General features: G+C 61.3%; 21 protein-coding genes and 1 tRNA gene. 14 read left to right on the top strand and 8 right to left on the bottom strand.

The features are described from left to right. Positions 1-237, top strand: a 237-nt coding sequence (locus tag FEV53_RS15485; protein WP_142834240.1) for an integrase core domain-containing protein, incomplete at its 5' end; no start/stop codon positions are given. 290 nt (positions 238-527) lie between these two features. Here FEV53_RS15485 and FEV53_RS15490 read toward each other — a convergent pair. Both FEV53_RS15490 and FEV53_RS15495 read right to left on the bottom strand, forming a co-directional pair. Beyond that, positions 528-1,112, bottom strand: coding sequence for a transglycosylase SLT domain-containing protein (locus FEV53_RS15490; protein WP_142835702.1), 585 nt, complete (start codon positions 1,110-1,112; stop codon positions 528-530). Positions 1,113-1,198: 86 nt separating this feature from the next. Beyond that, positions 1,199-2,080: an AEC family transporter gene (locus FEV53_RS15495; RefSeq protein ID WP_142835703.1), complete on the bottom strand. Its 882-nt coding sequence runs from the start codon at positions 2,078-2,080 to the stop codon at positions 1,199-1,201. 85 nt (positions 2,081-2,165) lie between these two features. On the opposite strand from FEV53_RS15495, the gene hspQ reads away from it, so the two are divergent. Beyond that, entirely contained in the window at positions 2,166-2,492 is a 327-nt protein-coding gene (gene hspQ / locus FEV53_RS15500) for a heat shock protein HspQ (protein ID WP_142835704.1), read from the top strand. Between the two features lie 3 nt (positions 2,493-2,495). On the opposite strand, the gene FEV53_RS15505 is transcribed toward hspQ, so the two are convergent. Continuing rightward, on the bottom strand, positions 2,496-4,073 hold the full coding sequence (locus tag FEV53_RS15505; protein WP_142835705.1) for a gamma-glutamyltransferase family protein: 1,578 nt from the start codon (positions 4,071-4,073) through the stop codon (positions 2,496-2,498). 129 nt (positions 4,074-4,202) lie between these two features. Here FEV53_RS15505 and FEV53_RS15510 point away from each other — a divergent pair, with 129 nt between their 5' ends. Beyond that, a complete protein-coding gene (locus tag FEV53_RS15510; RefSeq protein WP_142835706.1) occupies positions 4,203-4,658 on the top strand; it encodes a GAF domain-containing protein in 456 nt (151 codons plus the stop codon). Next, on the top strand, positions 4,636-5,295 hold the full coding sequence (locus tag FEV53_RS15515; RefSeq protein WP_142835707.1) for an RluA family pseudouridine synthase: 660 nt from the start codon (positions 4,636-4,638) through the stop codon (positions 5,293-5,295). Before FEV53_RS15510 ends, FEV53_RS15515 begins: the two co-directional genes overlap by 23 nt. Before the next feature lie 5 nt (positions 5,296-5,300). Here FEV53_RS15515 and FEV53_RS15520 read toward each other — a convergent pair whose 3' ends face one another. Continuing rightward, on the bottom strand, positions 5,301-5,894 hold the full coding sequence (locus FEV53_RS15520; protein ID WP_142835708.1) for an alpha/beta hydrolase: 594 nt from the start codon (positions 5,892-5,894) through the stop codon (positions 5,301-5,303). 196 nt (positions 5,895-6,090) lie between these two features. Between FEV53_RS15520 and FEV53_RS15525 the strand changes: the two genes are divergently transcribed. After that, the gene (locus FEV53_RS15525; RefSeq protein WP_142835709.1) at positions 6,091-7,185 is read left to right on the top strand and encodes a DegT/DnrJ/EryC1/StrS family aminotransferase; all 1,095 of its coding nucleotides are present in this window, start codon (positions 6,091-6,093) and stop codon (positions 7,183-7,185) included. Next, a complete protein-coding gene (locus FEV53_RS15530) occupies positions 7,182-7,805 on the top strand; it encodes an acyltransferase (RefSeq protein ID WP_185962249.1) in 624 nt (207 codons plus the stop codon). The genes FEV53_RS15525 and FEV53_RS15530 overlap by 4 nt, the downstream gene beginning before the upstream one ends. On the opposite strand, the gene FEV53_RS15535 is transcribed toward FEV53_RS15530, so the two are convergent. The 4 genes from FEV53_RS15535 to cls all read right to left on the bottom strand — a co-directional run bounded on the left by FEV53_RS15535 (position 7,769) and on the right by cls (position 11,072). Further along, positions 7,769-8,719: a glycosyltransferase family protein gene (locus tag FEV53_RS15535; RefSeq protein ID WP_142835710.1), complete on the bottom strand. Its 951-nt coding sequence runs from the start codon at positions 8,717-8,719 to the stop codon at positions 7,769-7,771. The two genes, FEV53_RS15530 and FEV53_RS15535, sit on opposite strands and share 37 nt — an antisense overlap. 104 nt (positions 8,720-8,823) lie before the next feature. Next, positions 8,824-8,900, bottom strand: a tRNA-Met gene (locus FEV53_RS15540). Positions 8,901-8,937: 37 nt separating this feature from the next. Continuing rightward, entirely contained in the window at positions 8,938-9,675 is a 738-nt protein-coding gene (locus tag FEV53_RS15545; protein WP_142835711.1) for an endonuclease/exonuclease/phosphatase family protein, read from the bottom strand. Continuing rightward, positions 9,672-11,072, bottom strand: a complete 1,401-nt coding sequence (gene cls / locus FEV53_RS15550) for a cardiolipin synthase (protein ID WP_142835712.1) — start codon at positions 11,070-11,072, stop codon at positions 9,672-9,674. Before cls ends, FEV53_RS15545 begins: the two co-directional genes overlap by 4 nt. A 98-nt stretch (positions 11,073-11,170) precedes the next feature. Here cls and secE point away from each other — a divergent pair, with 98 nt between their 5' ends. The 8 genes from secE (at position 11,171) to rpoB (ending at position 19,891) form a co-directional block, all read left to right on the top strand. Further along, entirely contained in the window at positions 11,171-11,371 is a 201-nt protein-coding gene (secE, locus tag FEV53_RS15555; RefSeq protein WP_142835713.1) for a preprotein translocase subunit SecE, read from the top strand. 149 nt (positions 11,372-11,520) lie between these two features. After that, positions 11,521-12,054, top strand: a complete 534-nt coding sequence (gene nusG / locus FEV53_RS15560) for a transcription termination/antitermination protein NusG (RefSeq protein WP_142835714.1) — start codon at positions 11,521-11,523, stop codon at positions 12,052-12,054. Between the two features lie 99 nt (positions 12,055-12,153). After that, a complete protein-coding gene (gene rplK / locus FEV53_RS15565; RefSeq protein WP_142835715.1) occupies positions 12,154-12,579 on the top strand; it encodes a 50S ribosomal protein L11 in 426 nt (141 codons plus the stop codon). Then, positions 12,579-13,280, top strand: coding sequence for a 50S ribosomal protein L1 (gene rplA / locus FEV53_RS15570; protein ID WP_142835716.1), 702 nt, complete (start codon positions 12,579-12,581; stop codon positions 13,278-13,280). Before rplK ends, rplA begins: the two co-directional genes overlap by 1 nt. Before the next feature lie 377 nt (positions 13,281-13,657). Then, positions 13,658-14,287 carry a hypothetical protein gene (locus tag FEV53_RS15575; RefSeq protein WP_142835717.1) on the top strand — a complete coding sequence of 210 codons (630 nt, stop codon included), beginning with the start codon at positions 13,658-13,660 and terminating at the stop codon, positions 14,285-14,287. A 255-nt stretch (positions 14,288-14,542) separates the two neighbouring features. After that, complete coding sequence (rplJ, locus tag FEV53_RS15580; RefSeq protein ID WP_142835718.1) at positions 14,543-15,061, top strand: 50S ribosomal protein L10; 519 nt, start codon at positions 14,543-14,545, stop codon at positions 15,059-15,061. Positions 15,062-15,124: 63 nt separating this feature from the next. Beyond that, a complete protein-coding gene (rplL, locus tag FEV53_RS15585; RefSeq protein WP_142835719.1) occupies positions 15,125-15,505 on the top strand; it encodes a 50S ribosomal protein L7/L12 in 381 nt (126 codons plus the stop codon). Between the two features lie 237 nt (positions 15,506-15,742). Then, a complete protein-coding gene (gene rpoB, locus FEV53_RS15590) occupies positions 15,743-19,891 on the top strand; it encodes a DNA-directed RNA polymerase subunit beta (protein ID WP_142835720.1) in 4,149 nt (1,382 codons plus the stop codon). Positions 19,892-19,935: the final 44 nt, after the last annotated feature.

Genomic DNA, 19,935 nt, shown 5'->3' on the forward strand with positions numbered 1-19,935 from the left:
ATCTCGATGGATGGCCGGGGCCGCTGGATCGACAACCGGATGATCGAGCGGCTCTGGCGATCCCTCAAATACGAATGCGTCTACTTGAACGCCTTCGAAACAGGTTCCGAAGCCCGGGACGGGATCGGTGACTGGATCAGCTACTACAACGAAAGACGCCCGCACTCATCACATGGGATCATGACGCCGGACGAGGCCTATGACAGGCAATCTCCGGACCTGAAGGTTGCCGCCTGAAATGAAACCAATGCTATAGCTTAGCACGGCGGCAAACTGGTCGAATTTCAAGGACCACCTCTATTCTCCTGATCACCGGTCCCGTCCGTGTTGATCGGGCTGAACATCCCCAGATACCACGTGTCATATGTAACTGATGGCATGACCTATCCAATCGATCTCTTCGACTGGACAGGTTGAAGCACATATGGATGAAGCGCCGGTTTACGGAAAAGTTCGCTTTTGAACGGACGACGTTTTGTCCGTCGGTCGGAAGCAGTCGCGGGATGGAAGCCGCGACTGCGGAGATCTCATCGCTTGCCGCAGGCCCGGAGCTGGTTGTCGTAGATGATTGCGCGTGTGGCAACCTTATCGGCAACGCTCACCAGCCAGGATTTGGAGCGATAGGAACCGCGCCGATACCCACCCCGGCCTTCGTGATAGGCCAGATATTGATTGCGCGCATCGGCACGGGAAATGCCGAGGGTTCGCGTGGTGCCGTCCATGTACCAGCCCATGAAGTCCGTGGCGTCATAGATATCGTCGCGCTTTGCCCGACGCTTGCCGGTTTGTTCCTTGTACTCGTCCCATGTCCCGTCCAGGGCCTGCGAGTAGCCATAGGCAGAACTCTGGCGGCCCATGGGGATGACACCGAGGGTAAATTTCAACGGCGTACGGGCATTGCCGACAAACTTGCTCTCCTGATGGATTGTCGCCATCTGGACGGCGATGGGGATTCCCCATTTTTTCTCGGTTTTGCGCATGGCGCGGAGGTATTTCGGACGTTCGTCTACGATCGCACAGGCATCGTCCAAGGCCCTAGGGGCCTCACGCTCTCCGCCGCCACAAGATGCGACGAACAGCGCAAGCAATATCGCGCTGATCTTCCTGTTCATCTGCCTCACTCGCTCGGTTCGTTTTTTTGTTTATCCTATGACTATAGCACTAAGGCCGCCCGGGTAAAACATCTCCGAACGAGGAGTCACATTACATAGGCGAGTGTCAGGGGAATATAGACCACCGAAGAAAGGGTGGAGACCACCACGAGTCCAGCCACCGCATCCGCATCGGCCCCGTATTTCGAAGCGAGGAGATAGGAGGTCACGGCCACCGGTGTCGAGACCTGAAGGACCAGAACGGCCCCCGCAACTGGGTCGAGGCCGAAGGCGTGTGCAACGGCAAGGCCGATGGCGATGCAGGCTCCGGCCTTCAGGATCGCGAGTACGGCCGGACGCAGGAAACCGCGCAGGCTAAGCCGCGCCACGGCCACGCCGAGGGTGATCAGCATCAGGGGAATGGCGAGCTGACCCACCAGCTGCAACGTGTTGGTCACAAAGGTCGGGGTTTCCCAGCCTTGCCACAGGAACAGCGTGCCCAGAAGCGTCCCGGCCACCATTGGCTCGCGGATGACCCGAAGCACAGATCCGCCACCGGAGACGATCCAGACGCCGACGGTAAAGGAGTAGATCGCCATCACCGCAAAGACCACGACCGCGTAATCGAGCCCGATATCACCGAACGCAAACAGAGCCAGTGGGAGTCCCAGATTGCCCGTGTTCCCGAAGATCAGCGGTGCCAGGTAGGTGCGCAGATCCAGCCTGGCTAGCAGCACAAGCGCCAGCATCGCGACGGTTATCGCACCGTAGGCTGCGACCGACGCCAACGACAAAGTGGTGAGCGCGGCGGGGTCGATTTTGGTGCGCATGAGCGAGACGAAGATCAGGCAGGGCACGCCCAGGGTCATCGACATGCGGGTGACAAAAGCTATGTCATAGTCGAGGCCCAGCCGGACCCAGACATAGCCAATGGTGGCCAAAAGGAAGACCGGGGCCACCACTTCGCCGACGGTGAGGACGAGACTCAACTTCTGTCTCCGGTTCTGTCTGATGGGGTCATGGACAAGGGGTCCGTAAACGGACTAGGTGAGGACAAAACAAACGGGGGCCAACATGCGACCGACCCACGCCAGATATCATCTCGGACAGATCGTGCGCCACCGCAAGCATCCTTTTCGCGGGGTGATCTTCGATGTCGATCCCACCTTCTCGAACACCGAGGAGTGGTACGAGTCGATCCCCGAGGATATGCGCCCGGCCAAGGATCAGCCCTTTTACCACCTCTTCGCCGAAAACGATCAGAGCTACTACGTAGCCTATGTTTCCGAGCAGAACCTCGTCGTGGACGAGAGCGGAGCGCCGGTGGGGCACCCCGATCTGGAGAACTTCTTTGGCGAGATCGAAGACGGATATTATCCGCTCCAGATCGCGCTGAACTGAGCTTCAATACCCCAAGGCGCAGCCATCCTTGCGCGGGTCGGAGCCGCCAATGAGGATGCCCCGCTCCGCATCAATCCGAATCGCCTGAGCGCCGCCGATTGGTTTGTCGGGGACGATGACAACGTGACCGAGATCCGCGAGGCTCTGCCGCGTCGCTTCGGAATAGCCGCGTTCCACCTGCAACTGGCCGCCCCAGGCAAAGCTGCGGGGGGCATCAATGGCCGCCTGGGGATCCATCCCAAAATCGGCGGTATTCGAGAGAAATCTGGCGTGGCCGGTGGGCTGATAGGGGCCGCCCATGACGCCGAACGCATGGGTGAGCGCGCCGTCCTGCCGCAACAGGCCGGGGATGATCGTGTGCAGCGGCCGCTTGCCCGGACCGGCTTCGTTTGGATGGCCCGGCGTCAGGCAGAACCCGGCGCCGCGGTTGTGAAACAGTACCCCAAACTTCTCGGAGGCGAGGCCGGAGCCAAAGCTCGCAAAGATCGAGTAGATCAGCGACACGGCCATGCGATCCTTATCCACGACGGTGATATAGATCGTGTCCTTGTGCGGCATCCCCCCGGCTCGTACGGGCGTCGGCAAAACAGCGTCGCGGCGTATCTGCGCGGCGAGCTCTTGCGCGAGGGATCCGTCGAGCATCCGCTCCAGTTCCGTCACATGGGCTGCGTCGGCGATGATCTGGTCGCGGGCGCCATAGGCGAGCTTCGTTGCCTCTGCCTCAAGATGCGCGCGCTCGGCCCCGAGGGGGTCGAGGCTGGCAATGTCGAACTCCGCAAGGATCCGCGCCAGCAGGATCGCCGCAGCCCCCTGACCGTTGGGCGGATGCTCGACCAGCTGATAATTGCCATATTGTCCCGAGATCGGCTCCACGTAGTCTGCTGTGACCGAGGCGAAATCCTCCAGCGTGTGCGTACCGCCGAGGGCCTGGAGGCTCTGCACCATGTCTTCGGCCACCTCCCCCTCGTAGAATCCCGCGCGCCCCTCCGTGGCGATGTGGGTGAGGACATTCGCCAGCTTTGGCGCTCGGAATATCGTTCCGGCCGAGGGCGCCTCCCCGCCCGTCAGGTAGGTCTTCGCGGCGGTTTCTGATAAACGTCCCGCATCCGAGCCCCAGTCCAGCGCGACCCGAGGTGCCACCGGGATCCCTGCGCGGGCATAATGGATGGCAGGGGCAAGGCTGGTGGCGATACCGAGCCTTCCAAGATCTTTCGACAGGCGACAAAACCCAACGACCGCGCCGGGCAGGGTCACCGACGCCGCGCCCCGGTCAGGCATGGCACTGAGCCCCTCTGCCCGGAGTGTGTCGGCTGACAGGCCAGCCGGCGCGCGACCCGAACCATTCAGCGCCTTCACGCTCCCGTCGGGCATCTGCACCAGCGCGAACATGTCACCGCCGATCCCCGTCATCTGGGGTTCAGCCAGACCCAGTAAAACCGCGCCAGCAATCGCCGCGTCCACCGCGTTGCCGCCCGCCTCAAGCATCTGGATCGCGACCTTGGCCGCCAGCGGGTGCGATGTGGCGCAAAGGCCGTTCTCGGCGTAGACGGCGGACCGTCCGGGCAAGTGAAAATCGCGCATGGGGAGCCTCCTCAACAGTCTCATCGACCGTAGGCGCTTCTCGTGCATTTGCAATGGTTTCGACTGCGGTGGTCACCGGTGGCTGCTCATGATACCCGACACGGCAAATTCTGTCGGAGATGAGACCCGATGCCCCTTGACTACCGTGCCCTTGCCGCCCGCTGCGCGGCGCTCTGTGAAGGTGAGGCTGACCATGTGGCTCTGATGGCGACGCTTGCCTGCGAGATCCATCATGCAGATGATCGCTTTGACTGGACTGGTTTTTACCGCGTCACCGCTCCCGGTTTGCTGAAAATTGGCCCCTATCAGGGTGGTCATGGCTGCCTGACGATCCCGTTCGAACGCGGAGTCTGCGGTGCGGCGGCGCGGACGGGCGAGGTGCAACTCGTCCCCGATGTGGAAGCGTTCCCTGGCCATATCGCCTGCGCGTCAAGCACCCGCAGCGAGCTGGTCCTGCCGGTGCGGGACGCGGAGGGCGAGGTGATCGGGGTGCTCGATCTCGACAGCGACCAGCCTGAAGCCTTTACCGACGCCGATGTGGCCGGTTTGCAGGAGATCCTCGATGCCGCCTTTGCCCGCACCTGACTATACTCCGCCGACCGATCCGCTCGATTACCTGCATGTGGATGAAGACCTGATCGCGGTGGTCAAGCCCGATGGCCTGCTCTCCGTACCCGGTCGCGGACCACATCTGGCCGATTGCCTTATCGCCCGCATTGCAGACGATTATCCCGACGTGCTGCTGGTCCATCGGCTCGATCGGGACACGTCGGGAGTGATGATTTTTGCCCGCACGGCCCCTGCGCAGCGCCATCTGGGCCTGCAATTTGAGAAACGGCAGACGCGGAAGGTTTATGAAGCGCTGGTGCTCGGCCACGTTGAGGGTCACGAGGGCCGGATCGATCTGCCGCTTTGCGTCGATTGGGAGAACCGACCGCTTCAGCACGTAAACCATGAAAAAGGGCGTCCGGCACAGACCGACTGGAGGGTGATGGAGCACCTTCCGGGCCTGACACGGATGGAACTGACGCCCCTCACAGGCAGGTCGCATCAGTTGCGCGTGCATATGCTGGAACTCGGCCACCCGATCCTTGGCGACACGCTCTATGCGACGACGCCAGATGGCAAGGCGGAGCGCATGATGCTCCATGCCCGTGCACTCGACCTGCGCCATCCGACGGGTGGAGCTTGGATGGAGTTTCGCGCGCCGACGCCGTTCTAGCCGCGTCAGGGCATCAGGAACCCGGCCACGGCTTCGACCTCAGACTGGGGAATCCCGTGCCCGCCCGGATGCCACGCCAGCAGGCAGTCAGCCTTTTGCTCGGTGAACCACTCGGCCAATCTTTGCGTCAGCGGTGCGGGGCAGATCGGATCTTTTTGTCCGGCCGTGATCAGAACACGTTTGGCGGCCATTCCGTGGCAGGGGGCGGGATCCCATGGAATCAGCGGATGCATCAGAACCAATGTGTCGAACAGGTCGGGCCGCGCCATGGCGGTGGCGGTAAGGATATTCGCGCCGTTTGAGTAGCCGATTCCGGTCACATGAGTCGCTCCGGTTCGCGCCGTCTCCGCGCTGATGAAGGCGACCATCTTCGCCACCGCGCGGGCAAGGTCGTCCATGTCGTAGATACCCTCGCCCGTTCGGCGAAAGAAGCGGGCCGACCCGTTCTCGTCCACGTCGCCCAAGGGCGAAACGACATGGTCGTCGGGCATAAACGCTTGTGCCAATCCATGCAGTTGTGCCGGTGCGGCCCCGGTTCCGTGGAAGGTCAGCGTCAAATTCGGCTGGGTCCCATCGGCCCTCAGCGCTTCGTAGGTCATATGATGGCTCCTTGTCCCGCCCGCATCTGATACGTCCTAATCACAGTGTGACTTATTTTCCCATGGCGTCCGGGCGCCGATTGCGAAATCACGTCTGTGACAGCCGGAGCAATCGCGTTAATGCTTCGGCAGAGTTGTCTTTGCCGGGACTCGAACAGGTTGCCCGGTGCCGTTCAGTTTGAGGGAAGACGTCCATATGTCCCTGCGCTTGCTATCGCCCGATTTTCCTGCCCCCGAGAACTGGGTTCCGTATCTCGCGGCCAGCTATGATGCCGGCCAATTCTCCAATTTCGGTCCGAACGAGCGGGAGTTGTCCTGCGCGCTGATGGCTGATCTGGATAACGGTCGGGAGCCTGTTCTGGTCTCTTCGGCGACGGCAGGTCTGACTGGGGTGCTGATGGCGCTGGGGATCCGGGGCAAAGTCGCGGTGCCTGCCTTCACCTTTCCCGCGACAGCCAGTGCTGTGTTCCAGGCCGGAGCTGAGCCCGTAGCGGTGGACTGCGATCTGCGCACATGGGAAATGTGCCCCGAGGCGTTGCGCCAAACGCTTGAAGCGGGTGGCATTTCAGCTGTCTTCCACGTGCGCTCCTTTGGATATTGTCGCGACATCTCGGAGATCGAACGTGTTGTGGAGGCTCATGATCTGCCGCTGATCGTGGACGCAGCAGCGGCCTATGGGGGCGAAGACCCCGACGGCCGACGCGTGGGCTACGCAGGGGTGGCCGAGGTGTTTTCATTCCATGCCACCAAGCCTTTCGCCATCGGTGAGGGCGGTGCGGTGTTCGTTGCACCCGAGCTCGCCGCCGAGGTCCGGACGGCGATCAATTTTGGCCTTGCCGGCGGGGCTGGCGGGGATCGGTGGGGGCTGAACGGCAAGCTCAGCGAAACCACCGCAGCGATTGGCCGCGCGACGCTGGCGCAATTTCCGGAGACGCTGTCCTATCGCCGTGCGCAGGCCGCGGGCTGGCATCAGGCACTGGCTGACATTGCGGGCGATGCCGTTATGCTGCCATCGGGCCATGGCAATCCCCCATGGCAACTGTTCTCGTTCCGTGTGCCGGGAGTTGACGCGGCCGCAGTCAAGGCTGCGCTGGCCGATGAGCAGATCGACAGCCGGGTGTATTACACTCCGACGGTCAGTTCGCGCTGGCAAGCGCCTGAGCCGCCAAACGCGGTCCAGCTTTCCCAGGATATGCTGTCGCTGCCCATGGGGCGTCACGTGACGCCATCGGTTCAGATCGAAGTTGCGGGCAAGCTGCGCCGGATTCTCGACAAGCTGGCGGACGCATGAGCAACGGGAGGAACCCTTTCGATCCGGGCTACTACCGCACCGACGAGCTGCGACAAATGGGATTTGCGGCAATTGGCGAGAACGTCTCGATCTCGAAAGGCTGCAATATCATAGGCCTGCCGCATATCTCTATCGGCGACAACGTTCGCATAGATTTCGCCACGACGATTATAGCGGGCGCGGCAGGGGTGCGCATCGGCTCCTATATACACATCGGGGCCTACGGATACATTTCCGGCGGATCTGGCGTCGACATCGGTAATTTCGCGAACCTGTCTCAGCGGGTTTCGCTTTATACCAGCAATGACAACTATCTGGGTGGCAGCTTTACCAATCCCATGGTCCCGGCCGAACACACGGATGTGGCGCGCGGACCGATCCGTCTCGGAGCGCATGTGTTACTTGGCAGCGGGACCATCGTGTTGCCTGATGCGGATATCCCCGAAGGCGTGTCTTGCGGTGCGCTCAGCCTGATGAAGGGGCCGTTTCAGCCCTGGACGATTTATGCGGGTCAGCCTGCGCGGGCGTTGAAAGCCCGCACGCCCATCGACCCCGAGGGCCGCGTGGCTGCGACGCTCCTCGGTCAGTCTGCCTCGGGGAGCAGCTCCAGAAGCTCGTGATCCCGGATCAGCGTTTCCAGATGGGCGCGTAGCACCTCGTCCACGTGTGTGCGGGGCGTTGTGACAAACTCCTGTACCGCTTGCCGCGTGGCAAACAGAACACTGCGCTTGAATGCCTTTTCCCGCAGATAGTGGATGACATGCGGGGGATTGCCTTTTTCCAGATGTGCCTGCCCCATCCGGTCATTCGGCATGTTGTAGGACATCCCCAGATCCACGGCGCGCAGGCCATTCACCGTCAGCGACAATGTCAGGCCGACCTGAGCTGAAAAATACCGGCTGTTGATGACGTCACGGGCGTAGGTGAAGGCGGTGACGAAGTCCTCGCGGATCCGTTCGGAGGCATCCGGGTGCATCACCACAAAACCGTAATTGTAATAGGCGGGGGCGGCATCGAAGGGCGGACCGGAGTAGGCGAAGGATTTCTCCAGGGCTGGTGCGTCGCGGTCGGGAAAGCAGGAGGCGCAGAAGCGGCGATAATGGGTCTGCCAGAAATTCGCGGATTTCTTGCCGCGACCCGGGGGCGGAAAATGGGCAAGACACCCCGCGATATCGGCTTCTGGGCCAATGCGGTCAAACATGTCCTCAAGGGGGCCCGTCACCAGCACGTCCGCGTCACAGAATACGGCGACCTTTGTAAGCGGCGGAATCACGTAAAAGCGCTCGATCACCTGCGTCAGGTGATCCGGTGTCAGGCGTTCGGGCGAGATGCAGACATACTCGATCTTCGACAAAAGCCCGGCCCACCTTTGTGCCAGATCAGCCGGGATTTGCCCCCCAAAGCACACGCGTAAGACCGGTCTGTAGCGCTCCCACGGCTGCGCTATGATCGAGGTGTAAAGCGCCGCGATCTGGCCCAGAAACCCTTCATTCGGCGACGCCGCCACGGCAAACAGGGCGATATTGCGGTCCATACTCGTCCTCTGGTCAAACGAAACCCGTTGTAAGGCCCGCACTTAACTGCCGCACGATCAGGCCGCAACCTAATGTCTCGCGCGTGCCGAAAACCTGTGAGATTTGGTAGCGTGGGGCGGACTTGAACCGCCGACCCCAGCATTATGAGTGCTGTGCTCTAACCAGCTGAGCTACCACGCCGTACCGGGGCCGCACGTACCCCTGCCGCAGGGGGGTGTCAAGCGGGCGGATCATGAAAATCGCGATCTTTTTTGCTCCCTTCGGCGCGGGCAGTGTTCGGAGCGATTTCGCACCAGATCGGCAGGTGGTCCGAGGCCCGTTGGGCGGGGGGCTCACGCATCACGCCCGTATCCAGCAGCGACCAGTTGCCGCCGACAAGGATACGGTCAAGGGGGGCGAGCTCGTACTTCGCGTGAAACGACCGGCCGGGGGAAATCGCCTTCACGTCATGCTCGGGACCATGCAGCGGACGGGTCGGGTGCCACTCGTTGAAATCGCCGAGAATCACTGATTGGGACAGGCGGTCGAGCCCGATGGCCTCTTTGATCGCGTGAAGCTGCGCCACGCGTGCGCCCCGGGTCAGTCCGAGATGGGCGGCGCAGAGAGTGAGATGTCCAGCCGGCGTATCAATCTCTGCCAGGACCGCGCCGCGCGGTTCAAGGCCGGGCAGCGTCAGTCGTTCATAGCCGATGCACCGCCACGCGGGGTCCAGCAGAATTGCGTTGCCATGCCAGCCAAGACTCGGTCCCGGGCCAAGGTCGATGGGCACCATCCCCGTGGCGCGGATCGCCTCGGGGGTCAGCGCCGTAGGCCGGGGTTGGAGGCGCTTGTCGGCCTCCTGCAACGCGACGATATGTGCTCTGAGCCCCGCGATCACCTGCGCCACCCGCATAGGGTCCCGGCGCCAATCGAGGCCCACGGCTTTACGGATGTTATACGACGCAATCCGGATCATAGCTGCGGAGCAAACAGGCTGGAGACCCGCGCCGCCACCCTCAGCCAGAATGGCTGATCGTCCAGGGTCTTCTCGACGCGATAGGCCTGTTCGAGATCGCGGTTCAGCATCTCCTCGACCGCCTGAGCAGCTTCCTCGCCCTCGACCATAACGGTCAGTTCGAAGTTCAGGAGCCCCGAGCGCACGTCCATGTTGACCGATCCGATGGAGACAAGATCATCGTCGATCAAGGCGATTTTTTGATGGCTGAAGCCTGCCTTGTAGCGCCAGATCTCACCGCCCGCACGCCGGATGTGGTCGAAATACACGTGGGCAGCCCAGAACGGGACGCGCTTTTCAGGTATATCCGGCACCATGATTTTCAGATCCACCCCGCGGGCGGCGGCGAGTTGCATGGAGTTCATCACGGCGGGGTCCGGCGCGAAATACGGTGTCGTGATCCACAGACGTTTCCGGGCGCGCTGGGCGAGGGCGGCAAAGTAGAGATTGCCATTGTCGAGGCGGTCGCTGGGTCCGATGGGCATGGAGACGGCGCGCAGATCGCCGGCGGTCTCGGGTTTGCGGAACACACCGGAAATATTTTCCTCTGTCGCCCAGGCCCAGTCCCCCGCATAGCTTAGCTGGAGTTGATCGACGATTGGGCCGTTGAATTCGGCAAAGGTATCGCGCCACGCTCCAACCTTCGATTTGCCGAGATATTTGTCCCCGCAATTGGCGCCGCCGGTAAAGGCGCGGGTCCCGTCCACCACCACCAGCTTGCGGTGGTTGCGATGGTTGAACTGAAGGTGCTTCAAGGCGCGTGACGGGCCTTTGGGTTGGGCCACATGGACCCCGGCGTCGCGCAACTCGGCCACGTAGGGCTTGGGCAGGCCGGCAAAGGGCGCCTCGTCATGCATCAGATAGACCGCGACGCCTTGGCGGGCTTTGTCGCACAGCGCTTTCTTGAACCGCTTGCCGGTCTCGTCATCCTCCATCTCGTAATATTGCATGAGCACGTAATGCTCGGCGCCGTCCACGGCCGCTATGATCTCGTCATAAATGACCGCTACATCATCCATCAGATGCATGCTGTTGCCACCGACAATCTCGTGACCAGTGAGGCGTCCGAAAATCGCCAGCCGGTCATCGGGACGGGCCGGGCCGTCGGTCACTTTGGGTGCAAGCCCGAACTTTTCATCTGATTCGCGCCGCTCGCGCGTAAATTTGGAGTAATTTGCGTAGCCAAAGACGATATAGGCAGGGATCCCAATGTAGGGAAACGCCAGAATCAGGACGACCCAACCGACCGCTCCCTGAGGCGAGCGCGAGGTTTGCAGAGCGAAATATGCGGTGACGAAGGCTGCCACGAGGGCAACGAGATGGATGAAGACAGCATCAGACCAGTCAGTGATAAACACGCATGTTCCTTTCGCAAACCACGGCGCGGCGCGCCGTGCGGACTTGAAACCTAGTCGCGGACGCCGTAGGTGCAACCCACGTCGACGTGAGAAGGTCCATGGCAGTCAAGACAAATCCATTTCAATTCATCCAGCAGACCCGGGCCGAGATTGCCAAAGTGGTCTGGCCGACCCGTCGTGAGGTGGTTCTGACCACTGTGATGGTCCTGGTGATGGCGACGCTGATGGCGACGTTCTTCTTCTTCGTGGACTTCCTTATCCGCTTCGGGCTGGAAACTCTGCTGAGCTTCTTCGCCTGATTGGGTGTCTGGTGGCCGGACGGGCTTGCGTCCGACGCGCTCGCCAGTTAAGGAGCCGCAACCCCCGACATTGGCGTGCTTCCTAACGGCGCACGCCGATTTTGTGTTCGGGCCACAGTTGAAACTCTTGCCCGTGAGGATGAGCCCCGATGGCGAAGCGTTGGTATTCGGTCAGTGTTCTGTCGAACTTCGAAAAGAAGATCGCAGAGCAGATCCGCTCCGAGGTCGCTGAAAAAGGCCTTGAGGATCAGATCGACGAGGTTCTCGTGCCGACCGAAGAGGTCATCGAGGTGCGTCGTGGCAAGAAAGTCACCACCGAGCGGAGGTTCATGCCGGGCTATGTGCTAGTGCATATGGAAATGTCCGATCGGGGATTTCACCTGATCAACTCGATCAATCGTGTGACCGGGTTCCTTGGTCAGCAGGGCAAGCCCATGCCGATGCGCGACAGCGAGGTCGAGGCGATCCTCGGCCGCGTCCAGGAGGGCGAGGAGCAGCCGCGGATCGAAATCAGCTTCGAATCGGGCGAAAAGGTGAAGGTCACCGACGGTCCGTTCGAAGGCTTCGACGGGGTTGTCGAGGATGTGGACGACGCGAACCAGCGCCTGAAGGTGTCGGTGTCGATCTTCGGTCGGGCGACCCCGGTCGATCTGGAATACACTCAGGTCTCGAAAGAGCTCTGAGCGTTCGACGTGGGAGCCTGATGGTGAACCACGGCATTGCCCTTTCGGGGGCGCGTGTAGGGTGGGGATGATCCCCGCCGCGAATGAAAGGAGGCCATCATGGCCAAGAAAAAGGTCGGCAGCATGAAGCTGCAAGTGCCGGCCGGTCAGGCGAACCCCTCGCCGCCGGTTGGTCCCGCGCTCGGTCAGCGGGGCATCAACATCATGGAATTCTGCAAGGCTTTCAACGCCAAGACGCAGGAGATGGAGCAGGGTGCGCCTTGCCCGACCGTGATCACCTATTATCAGGACAAGTCTTTCACCATGGAAATCAAGACGCCTCCCGCGTCCTGGTACCTGAAGAAGGCTGCCAAGGTGAAATCCGGCGCCAAAACCCCGTCCCGTCAGACCGTCGGCACTGTGACCGCCAAGCAGGTCCGCGAGATTGCCGAAGCGAAGATGAAAGATCTGAACGCGAACTCCGTTGAGCAAGCGATGAAGATCATTTTGGGCTCGGCCCGTTCCATGGGCATCGAGGTGAAGTGATGGCAAAACTGACGAAGCGCCAGAAGGCCCAGCGTGAGGCCGTCGCCGGCAAGGAGTTTCTCTCGGTCGAAGACGCCGTGGCTCTGATCAAAAGCAACGCCACCTCGAAATTCGACGAGACCGTCGAGATCGCCATGAACCTCGGTGTGGATCCCCGTCACGCCGATCAGATGGTTCGCGGCACCGTGACCCTGCCCGCAGGCACCGGCAAGACCGTCCGCGTCGCCGTGTTTGCCCGCGGCCCCAAGGCGGACGAAGCCACCGCCGCCGGTGCGGACGTGGTCGGCGCCGAAGATCTGATGGAGCAGGTTCAGGCCGGCAACATCAACTTCGACCGCTGCATCGCCACCCCCGACATGATGCCCGTCGTCGGTCGTCTGGGTAAGATCCTCGGCCCGCGCAACCTGATGCCGAACCCGAAGGTCGGCACCGTGACCATGGACGTCAAGGAAGCTGTCGAAGCTGCCAAGGGCGGTCAGGTCCAGTTCCGCGCCGAAAAAGCCGGTGTGGTCCATGCCGGTATCGGCAAAGCGTCCTTCGACGAAGCCAAGCTGGTCGAAAACGTCCGCGCGTTCGTGGACGCCGTCTCCAAGGCCAAGCCGTCGGGCGCCAAGGGCACCTACATGAAGCAGATCGCGCTGAGCTCCACCATGGGCCCGGGCGTGACTGTGGATGTCGCCTCGGCCACCGGCAACGAGTGATACCGGATATTATCGTGTTGCAAAGGCGGGCCTTCTGGCCCGCCTTTTTTTGTTTCTTATGGCTCCTCGGTGTGAATTGTCTTGGAAAAATTGTAGCAATTAAGAATGTGTTTCCATGAAAATTTGGTTTGCTGCGGGTCTCTCCGCCGTTCTGATCATGGTTACGATGGTCCCAGCGAGCGCTCATAGCGGCGGCTGTCGTAAAAGCTCCCCCTCGGGCCAATGCTGCCACGCTGGATCCCAGCCGCTCCATTGGCGCTGAGCCATTGTGCGATTGCAGCGATTGCCTCGTGGCACTCTTTCTCCTATCCCGGCGTGGTATAGGACTGCGTGACTTTCGTCGTACGTAGTCGTTCCAGGATCAGGGAAACTATGGTGTGACCAGACCGACTCCCCGCAATCTTTTCTTTGTGCTTCTTACCTTCGATCTCTTGCTGATCGGGTTTCATCTCCTGATGCTGGCTGACGTGGCGCCGGCAATTCGGGAGATGGAGGTGACGCGGGAGGATGGCTGGCCGAGCTACTACCTCTTCGTCAAGTGGCTTGTATCCGGAATGTTGCTCACCACTGCGGCTATGAAGGGATTGCGTGGCATGGGGCCGCTGGCAGCGGTCATGTTCATCCTGTTCCTTGATGATGCGTTTCGCGGTCATGAAAAACTGGGGGATGATCTCGAAGAGGCCGGGCTTGTTCCTGCAGATGCTGGCCTCGGCGAAGTCGCGATCGCGGCCATGATGGGACTGCTGTTTCTGGCACTGATCTTCGTGGCCTACCGACGCGCCGCCACGGCCACCCGGCCATCCGTCCTGATCTTTGCCGTCCTGATCCTCCTTCTGGCGACGGCGGGGGTCGGCATCGACTATGTCCACGCCTTCACAACAGGTTTTCTGGAGAAGGTCATCGGCATTGCCGAAGACGGGCTGGAGCTGATCGTGGGGTCAGGATTTGTCTGGTTTGGTGCACGGGCGCTGTTGGAGGCTTTGGACGGCAGCACAACCGGGCGGTAGGGGCTTTCCTTCGGAGCAGTGCTCGGCTATGCAGCACGAGTGAGCAGCGCAGGCGATTCGTCTGCGCTATTCATTTCGTCCGAGACGGTGGGTGAGGGGTCCCCTCTTAAATCCTGCCCGAGACGGGAAGAGACATTCTCTCGGAGCCGTTCACCCGGTCTCCAATGGAGTGTGACGACCCGATCGGACCACATGGCCGGGACTTCCCGGTCGGACTGAGCCGGAGGGGTTGCCCTCCAAACTTGGAGTAAAACTGTGGATAGAGCCCAGAAAGAAAAGGTGGTCGAGGAACTCGGCCAAATCTTCGAAAGCTCTGGCGTCGTGGTGGTTGCACACTACCAGGGCCTCACGGTTGCCGAGATGCAGGACCTGCGCGCGCAGATGCGTGAAGCTGGTGGGTCCGTCCGCGTCGCCAAGAACAGGCTTGCCAAAATCGCCCTGGAGGGCTCGCCGATGGCTGACATCAGCGACCTTCTGACGGGCCAGACTGTGCTTACCTATTCGGAAGATCCCGTGGCTGCGGCCAAGGTTGTCGACGAATACGCCAAGAAGAACCAGAAACTGGTGATCCTTGGCGGTGCTATGGGTGAGACCAAGCTGGACCAGGCTGGCGTTGCTGCGGTTGCCAAACTGCCCAGCCGCGAGGAGCTTATCGCTTCCGTGGTTGCGTGCATCGGCGCACCCGCGTCCAACATCGCCGGCGCAATTGGCGCACCTGCTTCGAACATCGCGGGCATCCTGTCGACCATCGAGGAAAAGGCCGAAGCGGCCTGAAGCCTGGCAGGCACTTGACTGTCACGAAGCTAAGACACATCTGACACGAACGGAAACGAGACAATGGCTGATCTGAAAGCACTTGCTGAACAAATCGTTGGCCTCACGCTGCTGGAAGCCCAGGAGCTGAAGCAAATCCTTAAGGACGAGTACGGCATCGAGCCCGCCGCTGGCGGCGCCGTCATGATGGCTGGCCCGGCCGGCGACGCCGGTGGCGCCGCTGCCGAGGAGCAGACCGAATTTGACGTGATCCTGAAGAGCGCTGGCGCTCAGAAGATCAACGTGATCAAGGAAGTCCGCGGCATCACCGGCCTCGGCCTGAAGGAAGCCAAGGAACTGGTCGAAGCCGGCGGCAAAGCCGTCAAGGAAGGCGTCGACAAAGCCGAGGCCGAAGACATCAAAGCGAAGCTCGAGGCGGCTGGCGCCGAAGTCGAGCTCAAGTAATCGGGTGGGGCCCACGCGGCCTCGCTTCGGATTATTGGACCGATCCCGGGACCTGTTCCCGGGGTCGGTCTCCGCGTCTTGGTGAGGAGCCCGAGGCTCTTTTCCCAGGTGCGGTCATGGATCGGGCGGCTGTCTGTGGGACGACAGCCAGGTATGGATCCGGACCCCCGTCTCAATCGGTGCCGGTCTCTCGCCCAGGAGGTCGCGCATCCGTGAGCAGAAAGGTGCATTCGACACATGGCGACATCTTATCTCGGCGAGAAGCGTCTTCGGAAGTATTTCGGTAAAATCCGCGAAGTCCTGGACATGCCGAACCTCATTGAGGTCCAGAAATCGAGCTACGATTTGTTTCTCTCCTCTGGTGATCAATCCGAGCCGCAGGATGGTGAGGGGATCAAAGGCGTCTTCCAGTCGGTTTTCCCGATCAAGGATTTCAACGAAACCGCTGTTCTTGAGTTCGTGTCTTACGACCTTGAAAAGCCGAAATATGACGTTGAGGAGTGCCAGCAGCGCGACATGACCTATGGCGCGCCGCTGAAGGTTACCCTGCGTCTGATCGTGTTCGATGTTGACGAAGACACCGGCGCCCGTTCTGTGAAGGACATCAAAGAGCAAGACGTCTTTATGGGCGATATGCCCCTGATGACCCCGAACGGCACCTTCATCGTGAACGGCACCGAGCGTGTGATCGTGTCCCAGATGCACCGCTCCCCGGGCGTGTTCTTCGACCACGACAAGGGCAAGACCCACTCCTCGGGCAAGTTGCTGTTCGCCTGCCGGATCATTCCCTATCGCGGCTCTTGGCTGGACTTTGAGTTCGATGCCAAGGATCTGGTTTTTGCGCGGATCGACCGTCGCCGGAAACTGCCCGTCACCACGCTGCTCTATGCTCTTGGTCTCGACCAGGAAACGATCATGCAGACCTATTATGACGAGGTCTCGTTCCGTCTGGAGAAGAACAAGGGCTGGGCGACCAAGTTCTTCCCCGACCGCGTGCGTGGGACCCGTCCGACCTATGACCTCGTGGATGCGGCCACCGGCGAAGTTATCGCCGAAGCCGGCCAGAAGGTCACCCCCCGTGCCGTGAAACAGCTCAAAGACGAGGGCAAAGTCACCGAGCTGCTGCTGCCCTTCGATCAGATTGTGGGCCGTTTCGTAGCGCGCGACATCATTGACGAAGAGACCGGTGCGATCTTTGTCGAGGCCGGTGACGAGCTGACCTGGGAAGTCGATAAGGACGGTGAAGTGTCCGGCGGCTCGCTCAAGGAGCTGATCGATAACGGCATCACCGAGATCCCGGTGCTGGACATCGATAACGTCAATGTCGGCCCCTACATGCGCAACACGATGGCGCAGGATAAGAACATGAACCGCGAAACCGCGCTCATGGACATCTATCGCGTCATGCGTCCGGGTGAGCCGCCCACCGTGGAGGCGGCATCTGCGCTGTTCGACACCCTGTTCTTCGACAGCGAACGCTATGACCTCTCCGCCGTGGGCCGGGTCAAGATGAACATGCGTCTGGATCTTGACGCCCCCGACACGACGCGGATCCTGCGCAAGGAAGACATCCTCGCCTGCGTCAAGGCGCTGGTGGATCTGCGCGACGGTCGTGGCGATATCGACGACATCGACCACCTCGGCAACCGCCGCGTTCGCTCTGTGGGCGAGCTGATGGAGAACCAGTACCGTGTGGGCCTCCTGCGGATGGAGCGCGCCATCAAGGAGCGTATGTCCTCCGTCGAGATCGGCACGGTGATGCCGCAGGACCTCATCAACGCGAAACCTGCGGCGGCGGCGGTGCGTGAATTCTTCGGCTCCTCCCAGCTGTCGCAGTTCATGGACCAGACCAACCCGCTGTCCGAAGTGACGCATAAGCGTCGTCTCTCGGCGCTTGGCCCGGGCGGTCTGACACGTGAGCGTGCAGGCTTTGAGGTGCGCGACGTGCACCCGACCCATTACGGCCGGATGTGTCCCATTGAGACGCCCGAAGGTCCGAACATTGGTCTGATCAACTCGCTGGCCACCTTTGCCCGCGTGAACAAATACGGCTTTATCGAGACCCCCTACCGCGTGGTGAAAGAAGGGCAGGTGACCGACGAGGTTCACTATATGTCCGCCACCGAGGAAATGCGTCACACCGTGGCGCAGGCCAACGCGAAACTGGACGACGATGCGAAATTCGTTCAGGAATTCGTCTCGACCCGTCAGCAGGGGGATTACACCCTCGCGCCGGTCGATGCCGTTGACCTGATCGACGTGTCGCCAAAGCAGTTGGTCTCGGTCGCTGCCGCGCTCATTCCGTTCCTCGAGAATGACGACGCCAACCGCGCGCTGATGGGCTCGAACATGCAGCGTCAGGCAGTTCCGCTCTTGCGCGCCGAGGCGCCGCTGGTCGGCACCGGCATGGAAGAACGCGTGGCTCGCGACTCCGGCGCGGCCATCACTGCCCGTCGTGGCGGGATCATCGACCAGGTGGACGCCACCCGGATCGTTGTGCGCGCGACCGAGGATCTGGAGCTCGGCGATGCCGGCGTGGACATCTACCGTCTGCGCAAGTTCCAGCGCTCGAACCAGAACACCTGCATCAACCAGCGTCCGCTGGTCAAGGTCGGTGACAAGGTCGGCAAGGGTCACGTGATCGCCGATGGCCCGTCCACCGATATGGGGGAACTGGCGCTCGGCAAAAACGTGGTCGTCGCCTTCATGCCCTGGAATGGTTATAACTACGAGGACTCGATCCTGATCTCCGAGCGGATCACCCGCGATGACGTCTTTACCTCGGTGCATATCGAGGAATTTGAAGTTGCCGCCCGTGATACGAAGCTCGGGCCGGAAGAGATCACCCGTGACATCCCGAACGTCGGCGAGGAAGCCCTGCGCAACCTCGACGAGGCGGGCATCGTCTATATCGGCGCCGAGGTCGGCCCCGCGGATATTCTCGTGGGTAAGATCACTCCCAAGGGCGAAAGCCCGATGACGCCGGAGGAAAAGCTCCTTCGCGCGATCTTCGGTGAGAAAGCCTCCGATGTGCGCGATACCTCCTTGCGTCTGCCGCCGGGCGATTACGGCACGGTGGTCGAGGTCCGCGTGTTTAACCGTCACGGCGTTGAAAAGGACGAGCGGGCTCTGCAGATCGAGCGCGAAGAGGTCGAGCGCCTCAGCCGCGACCGCGATGACGAGCTGGCGATCCTTGACCGCAACATCTACGCCCGTCTGCGGGATCTGATCCTCGGCAAGGTCGCGGTGAAGGGGCCGAAAGGCGTCAAGGCGAACACGCCGATCACCGAAGAGCTGCTCGACGGTCAGCTGTCGCGCGGCCAGTGGTGGCAGCTCGCCCTCGGGGACGAGGACGATGCCAAGATCATGGAGGCCCTGCACGAGCAGTATAACCTGCAAAAGCGTGCGCTCGATGCCCGTTTTGAGGACAAGGTCGAAAAGGTCCGCCGCGGCGATGATCTGCCCCCCGGCGTGATGAAGATGGTCAAGGTCTTCGTGGCCGTGAAGCGCAAGCTGCAGCCTGGCGACAAGATGGCCGGTCGTCACGGCAACAAGGGTGTGATCTCCAAGGTCGTGCCGATGGAGGACATGCCCTTCCTTGAGGACGGAACTCCGGTCGATTTCGTGCTGAACCCGCTGGGTGTGCCGTCGCGGATGAATGTCGGTCAGATCCTCGAGACCCATATGGGCTGGGCCGCGCGCGGTCTGGGTCTGAAGGTCGACGATGCGCTGGATGACTTCCGTCGCAATGGAGACATGACCCCGGTGCGCGATGCGCTGAAGATCGTGTACGGTGACGAGGTGTATTCCGAAGGCTTCGAGAACGCTGAGGATGACTTTGTTGTCGAGGCGGCCTCTAATGTTGTGCGCGGTGTTCCGATCGCAACGCCGGTCTTTGACGGCGCCAAGGAAGCCGATGTGAACGACGCGCTGGCCCGTGCCGGGTTCGATCAGTCGGGTCAGTCCCGTCTGTTTGACGGCCGCACCGGTGAGGAATTCAGCCGTAAGGTGACAGTGGGTGTCAAATACCTGCTGAAACTGCATCACCTGGTGGACGACAAAATCCACGCGCGTTCGACCGGCCCCTACAGCCTCGTCACCCAGCAGCCGTTGGGCGGTAAGGCGCAGTTCGGTGGTCAGCGCTTCGGGGAGATGGAGGTCTGGGCTCTGGAAGCTTACGGCGCCGCCTACACCCTGCAGGAGATGCTGACGGTGAAGTCGGACGACGTCGCAGGCCGGACCAAGGTCTATGAGAGCATCGTGAAGGGCGAGGATAACTTCGAAGCCGGCGTGCCGGAATCGTTCAACGTTCTCGTCAAAGAGGTCCGGGGTCTGGGCCTCAACATGGAACTCCTGGATGCGGAGGAGGAAGAGGACGCCGAGTGAAGCGTCGCGGGCCGAAGTCTCACCGTGAATTCGGCCCCCACGAT

This window comes from Palleronia caenipelagi, assembly GCF_007004065.1.
Taxonomy (GTDB): Bacteria; Pseudomonadota; Alphaproteobacteria; order Rhodobacterales; family Rhodobacteraceae; genus Palleronia; species Palleronia caenipelagi.

What these genes read in the sequence shown, in the direction of transcription:
- FEV53_RS15490 (WP_142835702.1), bottom strand. Translation starts at nt 1,112, where the DNA reads ATGAACAGGAAGATCAGCGCGATATTGCTTGCGCTGTTCGTCGCATCT.
- hspQ (WP_142835704.1), top strand. Translation starts at nt 2,166, where the DNA reads ATGCGACCGACCCACGCCAGATATCATCTCGGACAGATCGTGCGCCAC.
- FEV53_RS15505 (WP_142835705.1), bottom strand. Translation starts at nt 4,073, where the DNA reads ATGCGCGATTTTCACTTGCCCGGACGGTCCGCCGTCTACGCCGAGAAC.
- FEV53_RS15510 (WP_142835706.1), top strand. Translation starts at nt 4,203, where the DNA reads ATGCCCCTTGACTACCGTGCCCTTGCCGCCCGCTGCGCGGCGCTCTGT.
- FEV53_RS15515 (WP_142835707.1), top strand. Translation starts at nt 4,636, where the DNA reads ATGCCGCCTTTGCCCGCACCTGACTATACTCCGCCGACCGATCCGCTC.
- FEV53_RS15520 (WP_142835708.1), bottom strand. Translation starts at nt 5,894, where the DNA reads ATGACCTACGAAGCGCTGAGGGCCGATGGGACCCAGCCGAATTTGACG.
- FEV53_RS15525 (WP_142835709.1), top strand. Translation starts at nt 6,091, where the DNA reads ATGTCCCTGCGCTTGCTATCGCCCGATTTTCCTGCCCCCGAGAACTGG.
- FEV53_RS15530 (WP_185962249.1), top strand. Translation starts at nt 7,182, where the DNA reads ATGAGCAACGGGAGGAACCCTTTCGATCCGGGCTACTACCGCACCGAC.
- FEV53_RS15535 (WP_142835710.1), bottom strand. Translation starts at nt 8,719, where the DNA reads ATGGACCGCAATATCGCCCTGTTTGCCGTGGCGGCGTCGCCGAATGAA.
- FEV53_RS15545 (WP_142835711.1), bottom strand. Translation starts at nt 9,675, where the DNA reads ATGATCCGGATTGCGTCGTATAACATCCGTAAAGCCGTGGGCCTCGAT.
- secE (WP_142835713.1), top strand. Translation starts at nt 11,171, where the DNA reads ATGGCAGTCAAGACAAATCCATTTCAATTCATCCAGCAGACCCGGGCC.
- nusG (WP_142835714.1), top strand. Translation starts at nt 11,521, where the DNA reads ATGGCGAAGCGTTGGTATTCGGTCAGTGTTCTGTCGAACTTCGAAAAG.
- rplK (WP_142835715.1), top strand. Translation starts at nt 12,154, where the DNA reads ATGGCCAAGAAAAAGGTCGGCAGCATGAAGCTGCAAGTGCCGGCCGGT.
- rplA (WP_142835716.1), top strand. Translation starts at nt 12,579, where the DNA reads ATGGCAAAACTGACGAAGCGCCAGAAGGCCCAGCGTGAGGCCGTCGCC.
- rplL (WP_142835719.1), top strand. Translation starts at nt 15,125, where the DNA reads ATGGCTGATCTGAAAGCACTTGCTGAACAAATCGTTGGCCTCACGCTG.
- rpoB (WP_142835720.1), top strand. Translation starts at nt 15,743, where the DNA reads ATGGCGACATCTTATCTCGGCGAGAAGCGTCTTCGGAAGTATTTCGGT.